Source organism: Streptomyces sp. NPDC044002 (assembly GCF_056434525.1).
In genome coordinates this window covers 1-18948 of sequence record NZ_JBWKEZ010000009.1, presented here as the reverse complement: position 1 = coordinate 18948, position 18948 = coordinate 1, and the positions used below count along the sequence as shown (strand labels likewise).

At 72.4% G+C, this 18948-nt stretch carries 20 protein-coding genes; 12 read left to right on the top strand and 8 right to left on the bottom strand.

Annotated features, from left to right (window positions below; translation table 11 throughout):
* Positions 1 to 134: 134 nt before the first annotated feature.
* Complete coding sequence (locus AC07A6_RS09390; protein ID WP_478776780.1) at positions 135 to 653, bottom strand: hypothetical protein; 519 nt, start codon at positions 651 to 653, stop codon at positions 135 to 137.
* Between the two features lie 13 nt (positions 654 to 666).
* Entirely contained in the window at positions 667 to 1815 is a 1149-nt protein-coding gene (locus tag AC07A6_RS09385) for a hypothetical protein (RefSeq protein ID WP_478776657.1), read from the bottom strand.
* Between the two features lie 409 nt (positions 1816 to 2224).
* Here AC07A6_RS09385 and AC07A6_RS09380 point away from each other — a divergent pair, with 409 nt between their 5' ends.
* Both AC07A6_RS09380 and AC07A6_RS09375 read left to right on the top strand, forming a co-directional pair.
* Entirely contained in the window at positions 2225 to 2944 is a 720-nt protein-coding gene (locus AC07A6_RS09380; RefSeq protein WP_385758152.1) for a hypothetical protein, read from the top strand.
* A 70-nt stretch (positions 2945 to 3014) separates the two neighbouring features.
* On the top strand, positions 3015 to 4865 hold the full coding sequence (locus tag AC07A6_RS09375; RefSeq protein ID WP_478776656.1) for an FG-GAP-like repeat-containing protein: 1851 nt from the start codon (positions 3015 to 3017) through the stop codon (positions 4863 to 4865).
* 205 nt (positions 4866 to 5070) lie between these two features.
* Here AC07A6_RS09375 and AC07A6_RS09370 read toward each other — a convergent pair whose 3' ends face one another.
* Both AC07A6_RS09370 and AC07A6_RS09365 read right to left on the bottom strand, forming a co-directional pair.
* Complete coding sequence (locus AC07A6_RS09370; RefSeq protein WP_478776655.1) at positions 5071 to 5739, bottom strand: response regulator; 669 nt, start codon at positions 5737 to 5739, stop codon at positions 5071 to 5073.
* On the bottom strand, positions 5736 to 6839 hold the full coding sequence (locus AC07A6_RS09365) for a sensor histidine kinase (RefSeq protein WP_386271149.1): 1104 nt from the start codon (positions 6837 to 6839) through the stop codon (positions 5736 to 5738). Before AC07A6_RS09365 ends, AC07A6_RS09370 begins: the two co-directional genes overlap by 4 nt.
* A 112-nt stretch (positions 6840 to 6951) precedes the next feature.
* On the opposite strand from AC07A6_RS09365, the gene AC07A6_RS09360 reads away from it, so the two are divergent.
* On the top strand, positions 6952 to 7662 hold the full coding sequence (locus tag AC07A6_RS09360; RefSeq protein WP_478776654.1) for an ABC transporter ATP-binding protein: 711 nt from the start codon (positions 6952 to 6954) through the stop codon (positions 7660 to 7662).
* Complete coding sequence (locus tag AC07A6_RS09355; protein ID WP_478776653.1) at positions 7659 to 8387, top strand: hypothetical protein; 729 nt, start codon at positions 7659 to 7661, stop codon at positions 8385 to 8387. The genes AC07A6_RS09360 and AC07A6_RS09355 overlap by 4 nt, the downstream gene beginning before the upstream one ends.
* Positions 8388 to 8422: 35 nt before the next feature.
* Here AC07A6_RS09355 and AC07A6_RS09350 read toward each other — a convergent pair whose 3' ends face one another.
* The gene (locus AC07A6_RS09350; RefSeq protein WP_362457211.1) at positions 8423 to 8983 is read right to left on the bottom strand and encodes a TetR/AcrR family transcriptional regulator; all 561 of its coding nucleotides are present in this window, start codon (positions 8981 to 8983) and stop codon (positions 8423 to 8425) included.
* Positions 8984 to 9136: 153 nt separating this feature from the next.
* On the opposite strand from AC07A6_RS09350, the gene AC07A6_RS09345 reads away from it, so the two are divergent.
* Positions 9137 to 10033 (top strand): SCO6745 family protein, encoded by an 897-nt coding sequence (locus AC07A6_RS09345; RefSeq protein ID WP_478776652.1) that lies wholly within the window; start codon positions 9137 to 9139, stop codon positions 10031 to 10033.
* Between the two features lie 71 nt (positions 10034 to 10104).
* Here the strand turns inward: AC07A6_RS09345 and AC07A6_RS09340 are convergent, their stop codons facing one another.
* On the bottom strand, positions 10105 to 11115 hold the full coding sequence (locus AC07A6_RS09340) for a quinone oxidoreductase family protein (protein WP_478776651.1): 1011 nt from the start codon (positions 11113 to 11115) through the stop codon (positions 10105 to 10107).
* 139 nt (positions 11116 to 11254) lie between these two features.
* Positions 11255 to 11800, bottom strand: coding sequence for a helix-turn-helix domain-containing protein (locus tag AC07A6_RS09335; protein ID WP_478776650.1), 546 nt, complete (start codon positions 11798 to 11800; stop codon positions 11255 to 11257).
* Positions 11801 to 11932: 132 nt separating this feature from the next.
* On the opposite strand from AC07A6_RS09335, the gene AC07A6_RS09330 reads away from it, so the two are divergent.
* The 3 genes from AC07A6_RS09330 (at position 11933) to AC07A6_RS09320 (ending at position 14155) form a co-directional block, all read left to right on the top strand.
* Positions 11933 to 12430 carry a YbaK/EbsC family protein gene (locus tag AC07A6_RS09330; protein ID WP_478776649.1) on the top strand — a complete coding sequence of 166 codons (498 nt, stop codon included), beginning with the start codon at positions 11933 to 11935 and terminating at the stop codon, positions 12428 to 12430.
* A complete protein-coding gene (locus AC07A6_RS09325) occupies positions 12427 to 13206 on the top strand; it encodes an SDR family NAD(P)-dependent oxidoreductase (protein WP_478776648.1) in 780 nt (259 codons plus the stop codon). Before AC07A6_RS09330 ends, AC07A6_RS09325 begins: the two co-directional genes overlap by 4 nt.
* A 115-nt stretch (positions 13207 to 13321) precedes the next feature.
* On the top strand, positions 13322 to 14155 hold the full coding sequence (locus tag AC07A6_RS09320; RefSeq protein WP_478776647.1) for an NAD(P)H-binding protein: 834 nt from the start codon (positions 13322 to 13324) through the stop codon (positions 14153 to 14155).
* A gap of 28 nt (positions 14156 to 14183) precedes the next feature.
* Here the strand turns inward: AC07A6_RS09320 and AC07A6_RS09315 are convergent, their stop codons facing one another.
* Positions 14184 to 14363, bottom strand: a complete 180-nt coding sequence (locus tag AC07A6_RS09315; protein ID WP_478776646.1) for a hypothetical protein — start codon at positions 14361 to 14363, stop codon at positions 14184 to 14186.
* Between the two features lie 70 nt (positions 14364 to 14433).
* Between AC07A6_RS09315 and AC07A6_RS09310 the strand changes: the two genes are divergently transcribed.
* The 4 genes from AC07A6_RS09310 to AC07A6_RS09295 all read left to right on the top strand — a co-directional run bounded on the left by AC07A6_RS09310 (position 14434) and on the right by AC07A6_RS09295 (position 18774).
* Positions 14434 to 14868, top strand: coding sequence for a pyridoxamine 5'-phosphate oxidase family protein (locus AC07A6_RS09310; protein WP_478776645.1), 435 nt, complete (start codon positions 14434 to 14436; stop codon positions 14866 to 14868).
* A 111-nt stretch (positions 14869 to 14979) separates the two neighbouring features.
* On the top strand, positions 14980 to 15504 hold the full coding sequence (locus AC07A6_RS09305) for a protease inhibitor I42 family protein (RefSeq protein ID WP_478776644.1): 525 nt from the start codon (positions 14980 to 14982) through the stop codon (positions 15502 to 15504).
* A gap of 168 nt (positions 15505 to 15672) precedes the next feature.
* A complete protein-coding gene (locus AC07A6_RS09300; protein WP_478776779.1) occupies positions 15673 to 17739 on the top strand; it encodes a transglycosylase domain-containing protein in 2067 nt (688 codons plus the stop codon).
* 99 nt (positions 17740 to 17838) lie between these two features.
* Positions 17839 to 18774, top strand: coding sequence for an alpha/beta hydrolase (locus AC07A6_RS09295; RefSeq protein ID WP_478776643.1), 936 nt, complete (start codon positions 17839 to 17841; stop codon positions 18772 to 18774).
* The last annotated feature ends 174 nt before the right edge of the window (positions 18775 to 18948 follow it).

Below are 18948 nucleotides of genomic sequence, written 5' to 3'. Positions count from 1 at the left end.
TCCGGCGTCATGGAGTCCGGCGTCACGGCGTCCGGCGCCTGACACACGAGTGGGCAGGGGCGGCACCGCCCCTGCCCACTCGCTCCGCTCACTCCACTCTCCCGGTCCGACCTCGGAAGTCTCTGCGCGAGGCGCTACTTGGGGTCGGAGGTCTTGTCCGCGGTCGGCTTGTCGGCGGACGGCTTGGACGCCTTCGGAGCTGCGGGCTCCGGGGCCTTGGGGGCCTTGGGCGGCTCGGAGAAGTCACTCTTCCTCGGCCGGCTCGTCAGGTCCGCGTCCTTCTGGAGGTCGCCGTGCCCGGTCACCGTCGTACTCGATTCCCTCATGCCGGCGGACGCCGCCGAGGCCACCGAGCCGGGGTTCCCGGCGAACTGGGACTGCTCACCCGCCGAGGACTGGGTGGTCTGGATGAAGGAGCCCAGGAAACCCAGGATGGCCCGCGCCTCGGGCGACTGCTCCTGCACCACCTTCGACCGGGAAGTGGCCCCGTGGATCGAGTTGTGGAACAGGCTGGCGCTCGTGTCGTCGTACGTGTCCTCGTCGGCGTCCTCGAAGTCGACGCCCGCCCCGGGCTGCGGCTTGGCCCCGTCCGTGGTCACGGAGAAGAGTCCCGCGCCCCTGCCCGCGAAGCCGAAGATGTTGTCGAACACCATGGTCGTCATCCCCTCAAGGCTGTTTGTGCAGCTCTCGATCGCTGCCGGTCAGGCTCTCGCTGTCGAACATCGTGTGGTGGACCTCCAGGGCGGACACGACCTCTGCCAGCCCCTTCATCCGGAAGCCGTTGCCGCCCGCCAGATCGATGTCGCCGATGTCGCGGGCGACCAACCGGTCGAGGCCGGGGTAGTCCCTGCTCTGCGGGGGCGCCAGGACCGCCACCGGTACGTCGTACATCACTGCGAGCAGGCCGGAGAAGGTCACCGGGATCTCGTAGGTGTACTCCTTGCGCGTACGCCGCTGAGTGGCGAGGGTCGCCATCCGGCTGAGGGGCGGAACCTGGCCGGTGATCTGCGACCTCGATGTCCAGCCGGTCGTCAGGGTGCCACCGACGGAAGCCGTGATGGCCAGCGCCAGCTGGGCGTTGAGCTGGGCGTTTCCGGAGGCGCTGCCCGTGGTGGTGAAGGCCAGCGAGTCCGTCACGGAGCCCGTCGCGGATGCCTGGCCCGAGGCCGACGCCCCGTTCGTCATCCCGTTCTTCATGCCGTTCTCGGTGGCGTTCGCGGTGTCGACGCCGATGTTGTCCTTGCTGTTCTGGTTGGTGACGGTGGTCGTGTTCTTGTTCTCCACGTCGTTCTGGAGCTGTGTCTGGAGCTGGGCCTGGACCTGTGTCTGGAGTTGGGCCTGGAGCTGCAGCTGGAGCTGGCTCTGCAACTGGAGCTGGAGTTCCGAGCTGACGCTGCCGCCGAAGGTGAGCTGGGACTGGCCCTGGAGCGACCAGGTGACCGCGTTCGACACGGAGAACTCGACCGAGTCGGTGAAGCTCATCTCGGACGCCAGACTGCGGTTGGCGTAGCTGCGCGAGGAGAACGTGTCGGGCGGCGGCTGCTCGACGTTGCGCCGCTCCTCGATCAGCGGCTCGCCGAGGTTCATGTAGGCGAGCCAGCCCAGCTTGTACGCGGAGCCGGGAAAGACCCCGAAACTCGACTTGTTCAGGGAGAACCCGACCGGCTTGTGACTCACCCCGTCGTCGTCGACGTAGACCAGACCGGGGTGATCCAGTATGGATTGCCAGTTCTGCTCGATGTTGAGTTCCCGCAGGTTCTTCTTCGTCAACGGTTGACGCTTGGCCCGCTCCAGGTTGTACGCGTTGGAAGGCATTTCCCGTCCTCGACCTCGACTGAAATTCGGCCGAACTGCGCCCGGTGAATTCAAGACAGACATTGCGCACGTTCCGGCAATCGAAGTTATCACGGGTCAAGTTGGGCGGAGAGCCCTTCAGGAAATCATCTCCGATCGACCGGTCAAAACTCGCCGACTGCCGTCACATTACAGCCATCGAACACTTGATCCATCTTCGATCACACGATCGAATCATTTCCGTCATTCTCCGACTACCCCGCTCTGAACTGGCCAGTTGCCATCAAACGAGCCATCCCCTCCGGTCATTCCCTGGCTTTCGAATTTATTTCGAGCAGGGCTGTCTGGTCCACGGTAATTCCGCGTGATAGACCACTGGACCGAGCGTCCGAAGCATTGTTCTCCAGGCCAAGAACAGGTGGTTTCCGCGATGTACACCCAAGAACGCACGGCGATGGCGAATTTGGTGGTCGGCGGCCCGGTGGCGGTGAACAGCTATGACAACGCGATCGTGGCGGCACTGCTGGAAAACCGGCCGGTCATGCTCGTCCACGCCTTCAACGGCGGGTACCTCCGGCCCGCCGAATTGAAGGAGGAGAGCCACGACAAGGGGGTCAAGCTGGCCACCGCGCTCGATCCGGCCACGAAGGAGGCGCAGGGACACCTCTGGTACATCACCCCTGGCGGCTTCTTCGGACAGCGGCCGCTGTATTTCATCGAGAGCGCCGCCGGCCAGGTGACGCCCAAGCCCGCCGGTGCCGGCTCGACCGGCGGCGGACTCGGGGACGACGGGCTGCCGAAGCCACAGCGGCGACGCATCACCGCCCACCAGGAAGCCCCGAAGAGCACCGCCGACACCCTCCAGGTCGGTCTCCCCGACAAGGTCGGCGACAAGTGGCGCGGCAAGAACGGCGCCCAGGAGGACACCCAGCTCTGGGTGGTCACGGTGACGCCGTGGGGCGGGATCACCTTCGTCCCGATCACCCACCCCGACGCGATCCTCGGGTTCAAGGACTTCGCGGTGACGGCCGACGCCGAGGCACGGCTGACCTACAACTGGGGCGGGGACTTCACCGGGACGGTCATCAACACCTTCTACCCGCGGCTGCCCAACGAGTGGAACGTCCCGTACCACCACGTCTTCACGTGATCCGCGGCCCCCGCCCCGCCCCGCCACCCGTCCCGAGCCATCGCCCGTACCGTCTGGAAGAGGCACCACGATGTCCCTGCCCACGGAAGAACTGAAGCTGGAGATCGTCAACGCCGCCACGGGAAAGCCCCTCGGCGCCAAGGCCTCGCCGAGCGCGGACGGGGCACTCGTCGTCCGCGACTTCCCCGATGACGGTCCGCGCCCGGAGCGGTGGCAGTTCACCCCCGTGCCGCCCGCGAAGGGTGGGCCGCCGGCGGCCGAGCAGGAGCAGGCGTACGTGATCCGCAACGCCACCGGCGGCAAGGTGCTCGACAACCCCGCCACCGCCGATCGCGGCGTCCGCCAGGGGGACGCCGTCGCCGGCCGGAAGAGCCAGCAGTGGCACCTCGTGCCCGTCCCGGGCGAGCCGGGCCTCTATTTCATCGAGGGACTGGCCGACGGCTCCATCCTCGACCTCGGCGAGCCCGGCGAGGCCGACACCCGGGTCGTGCTGAGCGCACACGACGAGAACGCGGCGAGCCAGCGGTGGCGGCTGGTCCCGACCGAGCCCGAGCGAAGCAGTGACGCCGTGCTCCGGTGGGCGCCGCTGAGCCACTGGAACGGCCGCAGGTCCTGGCGGCTCGACTACTCGACCGCGCTGCGGCCCACGACCGACGCGACCCCCTCCTTCAGCGACATGCTGCTGGTTCTCGAAGCGTTCGGGAGTGACGAGAGGGCCGGTGGCTGGAAGAGCGAGGGGGCGGCCGGCAGCCCCGGGCAGCCGAGTTGGTGGGCCGGGCCCGGCGCGCGGTTCCTCGTCGGGACCACGAGCGAGGGGCGCCACGACATCGTGGGGCTGCGGCCCGCGAAGGGGGCCGTGGCCGCGACCGGCCGGGGCGACGGCACCTTCGTCGAGGAGGAGCGCGTCCTGGTCGCTCCCGTTCCCTCTCCGAACCCCGCCGACCTGTGGACCTTCGCGGACATCACGGGCGACGGACGGGCCGACGCGATCGTGCTCGCCGCCGACGGGGTCCGGGTGTCCCTTCAGGGGGAGGACGGGAAGTTCGCGCCGGCCGGCGGCGAGGTCGTCCTCAAGTCCTTCGGGCACGGCAAGGCGGCCGGTGGCTGGCTCGCCGAGAAGCACCCCCGCTTCCTCGTCGACACCACCGGCGACGGACGCGTCGACATCGTCGGCTGCCACGACGACGGCGTCCGTGTGTCGCTCCAGGACGAGAAGGGGAAGTTCGCGCCGCTCGCCGAGGAGCCCGTCCTCCGAGCCTTCGGGCACGGGGAGAAGGCGGGTGGCTGGCTCGTCGACGAGCATCCCCGCTTCCTCGTGGACACCACCGGCGACGGACGCGCCGACATCGTCGGCTGCCACGCCAACGGCGTCTGGGTGTCCCTCCAGGACGAGGAGGGTGTCTTCGCCGACCCCCTCTACGTCATGGACGAGTTCGGGGTCGACCAGGGGTGGACCTCGGTCGCGGAGCACCCCCGGTTCCTGCTCCGGACCACCACGGACAAGGCAGCCGACCTGGTCGGCTTCGGCCCGCGGGGAGTGGTGGTGTCACGCGGACGCGGGGACGGCACCTTCGAGCCCGCCCGGCTTGTCCTGAACGACTTCGGACAGGCCCAGGGCTGGACGGGCAAGAAGCACCTCCGGTTCCTCGCCGACCTCACCGGCGACGGCAACCAGGACATCGTCGGCTTCGGCGACGAGGGGGTGTGGGTGTCGCACGGCCGCGGCGACGGTCGTTTCGACCGGGCCCAGTTGGTGTGCCGGGGGTTCGGGTACAACGAGGACGCCGGCGGCTGGCGGGTCGACCGCCATCCCCGCTTCCTCGCCGACGTCACCGGTGACGGACGCGTCGACATCGTGGGCTTCGGCGGTCCGGGCGTGTACGTGGCCCGCAACCTCTTCCGCCGCTTCCGTACCCGCTGACCCACGCCCCACCGGCCCTCCGCCCGACCACCGCGGGCCCCCGGGAAGCCCGCCCGCTTCCGGGGGCCCGCGGCATGCCCCGGCACCCGACGGCAGCGGCTCGGCCCGTTCTCATCGGCGCCGTCCTCGCCGAACCACTCCCGGTACCGGGCGCTCGGCACACCCCCCGTCGCCGCACATCGCCAGGAGGTGGTCAAGCCCCTCCTCAGCGGCCCGGGCCGGCCGTGTGCGGGGTGACCAGGCCCGTCTCGTAGGCGGTGATGACCAGCTGGGCCCGGTCCCGGGCTCCGAGCTTGGCCAGCAGCCGGCCGATGTGGGTCTTCACCGTGCCCCGGCTCAGCGTCAGGTGTTCGGCGAGTTCCGTGTTCGACAGGCCCTGCGCGATCAGCAGCAGCACCTCGCGCTCCCGCCCGGTCAGCTCGCCCAGGCCCTCCGCCACCACCGCGCCGTGCGGGCGCCGCGCGAACTCGGACACCAGCCGCCGGGTCACCGAGGGGGCCAGCAGGGCCTCGCCCGCGGCCACCACGTGGATCGCGTCCAGCAGCGCGGCCGGCGGAGTGTCCTTCAGCAGGAAGCCGCTGGCCCCGGCGCGCAGCGCCGCGTACACGTACTCGTCCAGGTCGAAGGTGGTCAGGATCAGCACCCGGACCTCCGGCCGGGCCGCGACGATCCGGCGGGTCGCCTCGATGCCGTCCATCTCCGGCATCCGGACGTCCATGAGGACCACGTCGGGCCGTCCCGCGGCGGCCAGCTCCACCGCCTCGACCCCGTTCGACGCCTCACCGGTCACGCTCAGCCCGGGCGCCGTCTCCACCAGCACCCGGAAGCTCCCGCGCAGCAGCGCCTGGTCGTCGACGATCAGCACCCGCGTCATGCGCCGGCCCCCAACGGCAGCCGGGCCGAGACCCGGAAGCCTCCCCCGGGCCGGGGACCGGCGGTGAACTCGCCCTGGTACATGGCCACCCTCTCGCGGATTCCGGTGAGGCCGTGGCCCGGTGTGTGACCGGACAGCACCTCACCCTCGTTGACGACCGTGATGCGCAGATCGCGCGTCACCGTGACCCGGCAGGCGGTCGGGGCCGCGTGCTTGATCACATTGGTGACCGCCTCCTGCACGATCCGGTACGCCGCCAGCTCCAGCCCCGGGGCGAGCGGCGGCAGTTCGGCGAGGTCCAGGGTGACCTCGACCCCGGCCCGGGCCGCGTGGTCGGCGACCGCGGCCAGATCGGACAGGCCCGGCGCGGGACCGGTCCCGGCCCCGGCCCCGGTCCCGGCCCCCGTCTCCGCCCGGCCCTCCGGGGTCCGGAGCACGGCCAGGGTGCTGCGCATCTCGGCGAGGGCCTGGCGGCCCGTCTCCTCGATGTGCCGCAGCGCCTCCTGGGTCTCCTGCGGCCGTACGGCGGCCACGTGTCCGGCGATCGCCGCCTTCACCGTGATGACCGACAGGCTGTGGGCCACGATGTCGTGCATCTCCCGGGCGATGCGCAGCCGTTCCTCGGACACCGCCCGCTCGGCCAGCTGGAGCGCCGTCCGCTCGGCGAACGCCCGCCGCTCGCGGACGTAGAAGCCGATGCCCCCCGGCGCCGCGAGCGCGAGCAGCACCAGGGGCCACGGACCCACGTCCCGGGCGACGAGCAGCCCCGCGGCAGCCGAAGCCGCCAAGGGCTCCCACCGGCCGCCGAGCACCGCCGTGTAGAGGACCGGCGCCAGGCACGCGTACGGCGCCGGGCTCGCGTAGTCCGGGACCGTTCCGGTGGCGAAGGCGACGACGACCGCGGCGAGCACCACGGCGAAGGCGGACAGCGGGTACACCCGCCGCACGGCTACCGGCCCGCCCATCGCCACGGCCAGCGCCCAGGACGCCACGACCGGTTCCGGCGAGGGCGGCTCCCGGACCGCCAGGTGGGCGGCGAAGACCAGAGCGGGCGCGAACACCGCGTCGGCCGCGATCAAGCGCTGTCGGCTGAGGATCATCCCGCCGACGGTAGCCGACCGGCCGCGGCCGCGGATCGGACCAGGGGCCGATGCCGAAGACCCGACCGTGCTCCGATGTGCCGCCCCCCGCCCCGGCGACAGGCTTCGGCCCATGATCTCCGTCAACGCACTGACCAAGAGGTACGGCGGCACGCTCGCCGTCGACCGGCTGTCCTTCGAGGTGGAGCCGGGCCGGGTGACGGGCTTCCTGGGTCCCAACGGCTCCGGCAAGTCCACCACCATGCGGGCGGTCCTCGGCCTCGACGCCCCCACCTCGGGCGAGGCCCTGGTCAACGGGCGCCCCTTCGCCACCTCGTCCTCCCCGATGCGCGAGGTGGGCGCCCTGCTCGACGCCGGAGCCGTCCACGGCGGACGCCGGGCCGCCGACCACCTGCGCTGCCTGGCATGGAGCAACGCGATCGCGCCCTCACGGGTCCCGGAGGTGCTGGAGCAGGTCGGGCTGGGAGGAGCGGGCCGCAAGCGGGTCAAGGGCTTCTCGCTCGGGATGAAGCAGCGCCTGGGCGTGGCCGCCGCCTTGCTCGGCGACCCGGGGATCCTCGTCTTCGACGAGCCCGTCAACGGCCTGGACCCGGACGGGATCCGGTGGATCCGCGGCCTGATGCGCTCGCTCGCCGCCGAGGGGCGGACCGTGCTGATGTCCAGCCACCTGATCACCGAGATGGCCCTCACCGCCGACCACGTCGTGGTCATCGGCCGGGGCCGGCTGATCGACTCCGCGCCGGTGGCCGAACTGGCCCGGCGCTTCGGCTCCCTGGAAGACGCCTACGTCCGCCTCACCGAGACCAGCGTGGAGTACCGATGAAGACCGTGTCCCTCAGCAGCGTCGTCGCGTCCGAGTGGCTGAAGCTGCGCACCGTCCGCTCCACCTACGCCCTGCTCGGCGCCGGCGCCGGGATCCTGCTCCCGGCGGCCGGCATCTCCGCCGCGATGATCGCCGACTGGGACGGCTCCACCGCCGAGGCGCGGGCGCTGTTCGCCGCCGCCGACCCGGGCGTGCTGGTCATGCCGTTCGCGCAGTTCTGCCTGGCGGCGCTGGGCGCGCTGGCGATCACCTCGGAGCACGCCACCGGGATGATCCGCACGAGCTCGGTGGCCGTCCCGGGCCGGCGCCGGCTGTTCGCGGCCAAGGCGGTGGTCGTCGCCGCCCTGGGCCTGGCGGCCGGGCAGTTCATCGCGCTGGCCTCCATGGCGGCCGGCCACCTCCTGACGGGGGACCGGCCCGCTCCCATCGCCGCCGGCACGGGCCTCGCCGACGCCGTCCTGCAGGGGCTGCTGCTGGCAGCCTCCGCCCTGGTGGGGCTGGGGCTGGGGGCGCTGATCCGGTCCACGGCCGGGACGTTCACGGCCCTGGCGGCACTGCTCTTCGTACTGCCGGCGCTCGCGGCGTTCCTGCCCTGGGACGTGACGGCGTACATGCTCCCCGACCTGGCCGCACTGGACGCCGGGCCGGCCCTGCTCGCGATGGCCGGGTACGGCGGAGCCGCGCTGGCGGCCGGGGCGGCGGCGGGCCGGCACCGCGACGTGTGAGGCGGCGAGCCCGTCCGGCGCCCGCCCGCGTCCCGTCACCTGAACAGCAGCCCGGTGAGCGACCGGAAGACCTCCTCGGGGTCCTGGTCGTCCACCGGGCCGTTCAGGTTCCGGCTCAGCAGCAGGGTGGCGAAACCGTGGGCCAGGCTCCAGGCCGCGACCCCCGCCAGCCGGGCGTCGTCCCCCCGTCCCGCATCGGGCAGCCGGGCGACCCCCATGCGCAGTTGCTCGCCGGCACGCTGCCTGGCGGCCGTCAGGTCCGGGTCGTCCTCGCGCAGCAGTTCCGGCTGGAACATCACCTGGAAGTGCGCCGGATGCGTCATGGCGAACCGCACGTAGCGCACGCCCCGTTCCCGCAGTTCCGACGCGTCCGCGAGGGCTTCGGCGAGCAGGCCGTAGCCCTCCGCCGCGATCGCGGTGAGCAGGCCCGTCCGGTCCTTGAAGTGGTGCGCCGGCGCGGCGTGCGAGACGCCGGCCCGGCGGGCGAGGTCGCGCAGGCTCAGGGCGCCGGGGCCCTCGGCGGCGATGACGTCGAGGGCCGCGGTCAGGACGGCGTGGCGCAGATCGCCGTGGTGGTAGGTGCGCTGGCTTGTCACGGTGAACAGACTACGCCGGATCTAGTCGTTGACAAGTTGGGGCGGCGCGAGCAATCTAGTCATCGTCAAGTTCAAGGCGGCCGAGTCCCGGCCGAGTCCCGGCCGAGTCCGGCCGAGGCCCCGATGGACCGGCGAACCTGCTGAGGAGACGTCATGACGCACCAGAACCCCGTGTCGAACGGAATCGAGCTCGGTCGCGTACGCCACGTGTGGCAGCTGCTCGAACCGCTGCACGCCGTGCTCTACTTCGCGCCGGAGGCCCTCGAAGAAGCGGCCGCCCTGGGCTTGGAGACCGGTGAGCGGTGGCCGAGCTACTTCGCCTGGCGGGCCGCACCGCTGGGGGCGGCCGGGCCCGATCGGGTGGGGTCCGCGTTCTACAGCTTCAGCCCGGAGATGGTCGGGCGCTACATCCCCGCCGCCTGGGACGTGGCGTCCCCCGAAGCCGTCCTGGCCGCCCGCGGGCGCGCCGTCGACCGTGCCTACCGTGCGCTCCTGGGAGACCGCGTCGACAGCCCCGAGCTGGCCGAGGCCGCGAGCCTGGCCCGCCGTGCGGCCGAGGCGGCCGACGTCGAGGGCCGCCCGCTCGCCGCCGCCAACGCGGCCCTGGCGTGGCCGAGCGCCCCGCACCTCGTGCTCTGGCATGCCGCGACGATCCTGCGCGAACACCGCGGCGACGGCCACGTCGCGGCGCTCCGTGCCGCGGGGCTCGACCCGGTGGAGGCGCTCGTGTCGTTCGCCGCGATCGGGGCGGCGCCGGAGGAGACCTTCCAGAGCCGGCGGTGGAGCGCCCCGGACTGGGCCGCCGCGCGCGAGCGCCTCGTACGACGGGGCCTGCTGGAGCCCGACGGCCCCGTGACGGCCACCGAGGCCGGCCGCGCGCTGCGCGCGGAGGTCGAACGGCGTACGGACGAACTCGCCGCCGGGCCGTGCGAGGCGCTGGGCTCCGAGGACCTGGCCCGGCTCGCGACGCTGCTCGGCGACTTCTGGCTCGCGGCGATCGGCTCGGGGCTGCTGCCCATGACCACCACGCTGGGAATCGGCAAGGCCTGACCGCCTCGTGGGCCCGCCCTCCCCAAAGCCGCGCCCCAGCTGTTCTGTCCCGGGAGGTCGTGGACGGGCGATCAGCTCTGCGTCTCCTCGCGGCGTTCAACAGCGGCCGCATCGGGTACGAGGAGCAGCTTGCCGGTGGTGCGCCGAGCCTCCAGATCGCTGTGGGCCCGGGCGGCCTCGGACAATGCGTAGCGGCCCGTCACGGTGACCTCAAGAGCCTTGGAGCGCACCCACTCGAACACATCGGCGGCCCGTCGGAGCAGTTCGGACCGATCGGCGATGAAGTGCCCGAGGCTGGGCCGGATCAGGGTCAGCGAACCGCCGTGGGCGAGCCGCATCGGATCGAACGGCGGCACGGCACCACTTGCCGCGCCGAAGAGCACGAGATGGCCGCGGGGCCGCAGGCTGGCGAGGCTCGCATCGAAGGTGTGCGCGCCGACGCCGTCGAAGACGACCGGCAGCCCCTGACCGCCGTTGAGCCGCCTCACCTCGGCTGCGAGATCGTCGACCGCGGAGGAGAGGATCACCTCAGCGGCCCCGGCACGCTTCGCAAGCTCGGCCTTCGCCGTGGTCGACGTCGTGCCGATCACCCTGCCGCCGAGATGGGTGATGAGCTGGGTCAAAAGCAGCCCCATGCCACCGGCGGCCGCATGCACGAGCACCGTGTCGCCCCCCTGAACCGGGTAGGCGTCCTTGACGAGATAGTGCGCGGTCATGCCTTGGAGGAGCACAGCGGCGGCTGTCTCGAAGCCGATGTCGTCGGGCAGCGGCACCAGCCGGGAGGAGTTCACGACGGCCCGCTCGGCATACGTGCCGGGAATCTCCACCCAGCCGACCCGGTCCCCGACTGCGACGTCAACGACGCCGGGTCCGACTTCGACGACCGTGCCGGCGCCCTCAGCGCCCGGGGTGAAGGGCAGCGGGAGGCTGTACCGGCCCTCGCGGTGGTAGACGTCGAGGAAGTTGACCCCGGATGCGGCGACCTCCACGACCGCCGCGCCCGGACCCGGCCGCGGCTGGTCCACCTCGGCCTCCTGCAGCACCTCGGGACCGCCCACTTCGTACACCTGAATCGCTCGCATGACCCTCCAATTGACTGCTCATCCACCGCCAACCCCGTTGAAGGCGGTCCGATTCCCGGCAAACGCAAGCAGCAGGGCCGGCTGATCTCCATCCGCGTCCATCCGCAAGCCGCGTCCCCAACCCGACGAGGCAATACGGCTAGCGCGGGTAGCGGACCACCAGGAGGGCTTCGACGTCCTCCGCCACCGCCTCGTACAGGTGCGGGACATCGGCCGGCCAGTGCGCGTGCCCGCCCGGGCCGACGACCGGGCCGGGGGCGTGGGCCGGGCCGACCCGGGCGTGGCCGGTGAGGACGATGATGTGCTCCGTGGTCCCCGGGGCGTGAGCGGCGGACTCCTGCGCCGTGCCGGCCCGGATCCGGATCCGGTAGGTCTCGGTGACCGCGGCCGGGTCCTCGAAGCGCTCGGTGAGGACCGCGTCCACGGCCCGGCCGGAGACCTCCTCGGGGGACGGGGCGGGGAGTCGCGGGGCGGTGGCGTGCAGCACGCTGCTCAGCGGCACGCCGAGCGCGGTCGCCAGGGCGTAGAGGGTTTCGAGGGTCGGGTTGCGCCGCCCGGCTTCGAGTTCGGACAGGGTGCCCTTGCCGACAGCGGAACGGCGGGCCAGCTCGGACAGCGAGAGCCCGCGCGCCTCCCGCAGTTCCCGGAGCCGTGATCCGACACGGCCGGCCATGTCCGCGTCCATGCCTTCTCCCGTCCCTTCCTTTCCTTGATTCTGTCGTCCCGCACGGCCTATCGTTCCATAAACAGAACGTTCTGTATACGGAACGATCGAGCGCCGGCACCGGCACTCGATGCCCTGGAGCGGAGAAGCCAGATGAAGTCCCAGAACGACACACCCCTGCCCCTGCCCGACCGGTGCGCTCCGGTGGCCGAGGTCCTCGCGGCCGCCGGCCTGCCGGACCGGATCCGCGTGCTCGACGCATCCGCCCGCACGGCGGCCGAGGCGGCGGCGGCCCTCGGTTGCGCGGTGGGAGCCATCGCCAACAGCCTGGTGTTCCACTCGGGCGGTGAGCCCGTGCTCGTCATGACCAGCGGCGGACACCGGGTGGACACCGCCGCGCTCGCCGCGCGGTGGGGACGCCCCGAACTGCGGCGCGCCACACCGGAAGAGGTGCGCGCTGCCACCGGCCAGGCGATCGGGGGCGTCGCGCCCGTGGGCCATCCCCGGCAGCTGCCGACGGTGGTCGACGAGTCCCTCGGCGGCCACGACCGGATCTGGGCCGCGGCGGGCACACCTCACACGGTGTTCTCCACGACCGCGGCCGAACTGCTCCTGCTCACGGGCGGCCGGCTGCTGCCCGTCGGCCCGTGACGAGTACGTCCGTCGGCCGGGGGCCGGACCTGACCGGACAGGTGGCGGTGGTCACGGGCGGCTCGGCCGGACTGGGGCAGGCCATCGCCGAGGGGCTCTCGGCGGCCGGCTGCACGGTGGTGCTGGCCGGGCGGCGGGAGGACGCCTGCCGCCGCGCAGCGGCCCGGATCGCCGGCCGGACGGAGGGCTCCGCCCTGGGACTGGCCTGCGACGTGACCGACGAGGCCGGGGTGCGCCGCCTGGCCGGCACCGTACTCGCGGAGTACGGGCGCCTGGACGTCCTCGTGACCAGCGCCGGGATCCAGGCGCGCGGGGAGCTGGAGGCGCTCGACGCGGCCACGTTGCGGCACTGCCTGGACGTGAACGTCGTCGGCACCTTCCTCGCCTGCCAGGCCGTCGTACCGGCGATGCGGGAGGCCGGGTACGGCCGGATCGTCACCCTGGCCAGCGCGCTCGGCCTCGTCGGGGCCGCGGGCCGGGCCGGCTACGCGGCGAGCAAGGGCGCCGTGGTCCAGCTCACCCGCAGCCTCGGCGCCGAACTCGCGGGCACCGGCATCTGCGTGAACGCACTGGCCCCGGGACCGTTCCGGACTCCGATGAACGAAGGCGCCGACGACGACCCCCGCGTCCGCGAATTCCTCCGTCACCAGGTCCCGATGGGACGCTGGGCCGAGCCCGGCGAACTCGTCGGCGCAGCCCTCCTGCTCGCCTCCCCGCAGGCCTCGTACCTCACGGGCGCCGTCCTGCCGGTCGACGGCGGCTGGACGGCGCACTGAGCGGGGGCGGAACCCGAAAGCGGAGGCGCGCCGTCGGCAAGAGCTTGATCTGAAGCGCGATTGAGGTTCTATTGTGGCGTCTAAATGATCATCGGATGAGAGGGGGGTGTGCCCCATGATCCTCGTGACCGGAGCCACCGGAAACATAGGAAGTGCCCTGCTGAAGGAGCTGCACGCGCACGGTGCGGGGCCGCTGAGGGGGCTCACCCGGGATGCCGCAAAGGCCGTCTTCCCCGATGGGGTCGAGGCCGTGGAGGGCGACTTGGCGGAGCCGGCGACGTTGGAGCCCGCGCTGAAGGGGGTGCGCTCGCTGTTCCTCGTATCGCGTCTGGGCCCGGACGCCGACGTACTCGACGCCGCGCGGCAGGCGGGCGTGGAGCACGTCGTGCTGGTGTCGTCCATCACCGTCCAGACCCACCCGCACCTCGGCCCCGCCGGCGAGAACCTGGCGGTGGAGGAACTGCTCAAGGCGAGCGGCATGGCCTGGACGATCCTGCGGCCGACGCAGTTCGCCTCGAACACCCTGATGTGGGCGGCTTCCGTCCGCGGCCACGAGACCGTCCGCGCGCCGTACGCAGAGACCGCGCTGCCGACCATCCACCCCGCGGACATCGCGGCGGTGGCGCGGGTGGCACTGACCGAGCCCGGCCACCGCGGGCACACGTACGCCCTGACCGGTCCGGAGCCGGTGTCCGCCCGGCAGCAGGTCGAGGCCATCGGGGCGGCGCTGGGCCGGGAGGTCTCCTTCGCCGAGATCACTCGCGCGCAGGCCCACGCACAGATGGCCGCGGTCTTCGGCGAGGAGGCTGCGGACGCGGTGCTCGACGTCACGGGCGGAGACGTGAACGAGGAGCTGCTGATGGTGCGGGACACGGTCCCACAGCTCACCGGAGCGCCCGCCCGCCCGTTCCGGCAGTGGGCCGAGGAGAACGCCGCCGCCTTCCGCTGAACCGCCTGGGCGGCGCTGCGCCGTGGCGTCACCCCACCTCGTGCCATGGATCGTCCGGCGGCGTGGAGTTCCCCGGGGGGAGTCCGGCGGCCGGGTGCTCCTCGTCCTCCTCCGAAGGCAGCGAGTCCCATTCCGTCCAGGCGCCGTCACGCGGCACCATGAACAGCGGGCGCGATCGGAGGGCCTCCCCGACCGGTTGCGCGCGCATGACAGTGGCGGTGCGGTGCGGTGGAGCCGACACGGCGTCAGCGCGTCCCTCCGTGGCTAGACTGCCGGTCATGCGTCCCATGACCCAAGAGGAACGAGAGGCCTTCCTCGCGGAACCGTATGTGGGCATCCTGAGCGTCACGGCCGAACCGGAACGTGCCCCCCTGACCACCCCGATCTGGTACGAGTACCAGCCGGGCGGGTTCGTCAAGGTGATCACGGCCCCCGGCGCGCGCAAGACCCGGCTCATCGAGGAGGCGGGCCGGTTCGCGTTGTGTGCGCAGGTGGCCGAGATCGAGGACTACCGCTACGTGTCCGTGGAAGGTCCGGTGACCGAGGTCCGGCCGACCTCGAAGCAGGAGCGTTTCGACATGGCCGCGCGCTACATGGGCGCCGCCGCCGCCGACTACGTGAACGCGACGGAGGAGTCCGCGGCCGACTACGTCGCGATCCACATGCGGCCCGAACGGTGGAACACCTTCGACTTCCGGAGGCTGCCCGACTGACCGCCGTCGCCCGGGAGGGTGACATGATTGAGCCGTCGAAGCGGCCCGGGCACCCGGGTCGTCCGGTCCAGGACGACTTCACCAACGGCTGCATGGGCAGGGCTTTCCACAGTGATCCCCCGAACGCGTACCGCGGACGCTCTCCGTGGCAGCAGGAGCGGGGCGGCGGTCGGCGCGGTCGCGGCGGCCGCGGTCCTCGCTCTCGCCACCGGCTGTGGCTCCGGCTCGGACGCATCGGGCGTCCGCGCCACGAGCCGCCCGGTGAAGGACACCGGCATCACCGCCGAGCCGGGCGAGCGCTTCACGCTCACCGTCGGCCAGAACGCCTCCACCCGCGAGTACTGGTACCTGGTCGACCCGGAGCCCGACGGTTCCGTGCTGCTCAGCCGCGGCCAGGTCTACGCGGCGGCCTCCGGCGGCGGCGCCGGTGCCGGAGGCCGGCTCACCTTCACCTTCGAGGCCAAGGGCAAGGGAACCACGCAGTTCACCCTGCTGCACTGCACGTTCACCACCTGTCAGGGCAACAACGCCTCCCTGCCCCCCGCGACGACCGGGCCCTCGGCCATGCCCACCACGGCAGCGGCACCCCCCGCGCAAGCACCCGAGCGCATCACCTACACCGTGACCGTCCGCTGAGCCGGTCCAGCGCGAACGACCGCGCCGCGCCGGCGCGCCCCGCGCCGGGTCATCTGTGAAGATTCCGCGAACGACCCAACCCGCGCCAACAGTCTGATCATCTTCCCGGCCGAGTCCGTCCCGCCACCCCCGAAGTGACGGCTCGTGACCGAGGAGATCCGCATCCCCATGAAGCTCCCCCACAAACGCCGCGCGGAACGCACCGACGCCACCGCAAGCCCGGAGCAGCGCCGAGAGCCGCAGCGCGCCCTGCGCCCCCGGCGGCGTCCCGGGCGGCGCCGGGCCAAGAGCCGCGGCAGGGCCGTCCGGAAGGCCCGTCGCCCCCTCGTCGACTTCCCCCGGCGCGGCCGGCGGGGCCTGCGGCGCTGGACGCCCTCCTGGAAGCTGGCCTCCGGCCTGTTACTGCTCTTCGCCGCCGGCCTCGCCGGCCTCTTCGCCGCCGTCTACGCACAGGTCGAGATCCCGGACCCGCACGACTCCGCGAGCCGCCAGGGCACCGTCTACTACTGGGCGGACGGCAGCCGGATGGTGAGCGTCGGCGATGTGAACCGGCAGGACGTGAAGCTCTCCCAGGTGCCCGAATCCGTCCAGCGCGCCGTCATCGCGGCGGAGAACGCGGACTTCTACAGCGACTCGGGCGTCTCGCTGGCGGGCATCGGCCGCGCCGCCGTCAACATCGTCAAGGGCGAGGAGACCCAGGGCGGCTCGACGATCACCCAGCAGTACGTGAAGAACACCTACCTGAGCCAGGAGCAGACCGTCCAACGGAAGATCAAGGAGCTCTTCCTCTCCCTCAAGGTCAGCAACCAGCGGCCCAAGACGGAGATCCTGGAGGGGTACCTCAACACCTCCTGGTTCGGACGCGACGCGTACGGCGTCCAGGCAGCCGCGTACGCGTACTACGGAATCCCCGCCAAGGACCTGAACCCCAGTCAGGGCGCGCTGCTCGCCGCCGTCCTCAAAGGGGCCGAGAGCTTCGACCCGTCGCTCGGCCCCGGCAACCGCCAACGCGCCGAGGACCGCTGGAAGTGGATCCTGGACCGCCAGGTCGCCACGGGCTCGATGAGCGCCGCGGAACGCGCGAAGCACACGGAATTCCCCGAGCCGAAGCCCCCCGTCAAGCCGACCAGCCAGGCCGGGCAGACGGGCTACCTCGTCGACATCGCCAACAAGTACCTCAAGAGCCGCGCGGGCATCACCGGCAAGGACCTGGCCGCCGGCGGCTACAGCATCCACACCACCTTCGAGAAGGACAAGGTGCAGGCGCTGGCCAAAGCCGTCGAGCAGGTGCGCGCGGAGCGACTGGACCCGACGAAGCGCCCCGAGGACCAGGACGTCCAGGTCGGTGCCGCCTCGATACGCACCGGGGACGGCGCGATCGTCGCGGTCTACGGAGGCTCCGACGCGGTCGAGCACTTCACCAACAACGCGGACACCTCGGGCGTGCCCGCGGCCTCGGCGTTCAAACCCTTCGTCTACGCCGCCGCTCTGGAGCAGGAGCCCGACGGCGGGAAGCGCCCCGCCGAGAGCGCCGCCCCGGACTCCCCGACGCCGACGCCGACGCCGACGCCCGCGCCCACCGGACCGGCGACGGAATCCGCGAAGCTCCACGCGGGGCTCGTCGACTCCGACCACGCACCGTTCGTGGAGAGCGGCAAGAAGACCGGCCTGAAGAAGGTCAGGGACATCGCGGTCGCGACGGGACTGCGCGAGGACAGCATGGCCAAGCTGGAGCCGACCTTCTCCATCGGCACCTCCACCCCCAGCGCCGTCCGGCTGGCCGGGGCCTACACGGCCTTCGTCAACCAGGGCCGGGCCACCGAACCCCACTCGGTGACCAGGGCCGAGCGGAACGACGTCGCGGTGGGCGGCCTGGACCGGCCCAGACCGCGCCGGGCGATGAGCCCCGAGACGGCCGCGACGGTCGGCGCGGCGCTCCGCCAGGTGAGCTGGAGCACCCTCGGCCCCCCGCAGGACCAGCGGAACCGGCTTCCCTCCTGGGCGGGCAAGACCGGTCCGAACGACCGCATGAACTCCGCCTGGTTCATCGGCGCGACCCCGGAACTGAGCACGTCGGTCGCGATGTTCCGCACGAAGCCCGACGTCCCGCAACTGCTGCCCATGCAGGGCGTGGGCGGCCCCGACTCCGATCGGGGCAGCGCCTTCCCACCGCTGATCTGGAAGGCCTACAACGAGTCCGCGGCGCCCGCGGAGGCCCCCCGGGACCACCCGTGAGCAGCTCGCGGCGTACGCGCCTGCGCCGCCGGTCCGGCGTACCGTGGCGGTCGGCGGAGAGGACGCGTGCGTCGGGCACCGGACCGGAAGGACGCGCTGATGCCCCTGAACCCCATCGACCCGCAGATCACGGCCCTGCTGGAGCAGTTCGGGCTGTCCGGGCCGCCACCCGCCACCCCGCCCACGGTGGAGCAGATGCGGGCCGGCAACCGCATGCTGTCGCTCGCCGTGGCACCGGACCCGCCGATCGAGGTGGCCTCGGTCCGGGACGACCGTCTGGCCGGCGTGCCCGTGCGGATCTACCGGCCCGAGGCGGCCGGGCCGGTACCCACGGTCGTCTTCATCCACGGCGGCGGGTTCGTCGTCGGTGACCTCGACACCCACGACGGGGTCTGCCGCCGCCTGTGCAGGGACCTGGGCGCGGTCGTGGCCGGCCCCGACTACCGCCTCGCCCCCGAGCACCCCTTCCCCGCCGCGTACGAGGACTGCCTGGCCGTGGCCCGCCACGTCGCCGACCACCCGGCCGGCTTCGGCGGCGGTCCCCTCGCCGTCGCCGGAGACAGCGCCGGGGCGAACCTGGCCGCCGGGGTGGCCCTCGCCTTCCGGGACGAGGGCCGGCCCCTGGCCGCACAACTGCTCGCCTACCCCGCCACGGACCTGCGGACCGGCATCGGCCACCCCTCCCGGAGCGAGTGCGCCACCGGCTACCTGCTGACCACGGCCGAATGCGAGAACGACATCCGCCTCTACCTCGCCGACGACCCCACCGCAGGCACCCGCGCACCGGCCTCACCCCTGCTCGCCGAGGACCTGACGGGCCTGGCCCCCGCCATCGTCGGATGCGGCGAGCTCGACCCGCTGCGGGACGAGGGCCTGGCCTACGCCGACGCACTCGCCGCCGCCGGCGTACCGGTCGCCAGGCACGTCTACCCCGGCCTGATCCACGGGTTCATCAACTACGACACCCGCTCCCGGGCGGCCGACGCGGCCGTCACACAGATGTACACGGAGCTGGGCCGGCTGCTGCGCCCGTGACCGGCGGCGAGCGGAGCCCGCCCGCCGGCGTGGCCCCGGCCCCACTTCCGTGGTCCCGTGAACATCTGGGACGCGGCGGTGCTACCGGTGACTTGGCCAGTGCACCGGGCTTCAGCCCGGTGGTGAAGGCCATCCTCGGCCCGGAGGCGCGCAGCGCCGGAGTTCGCTCCGCCT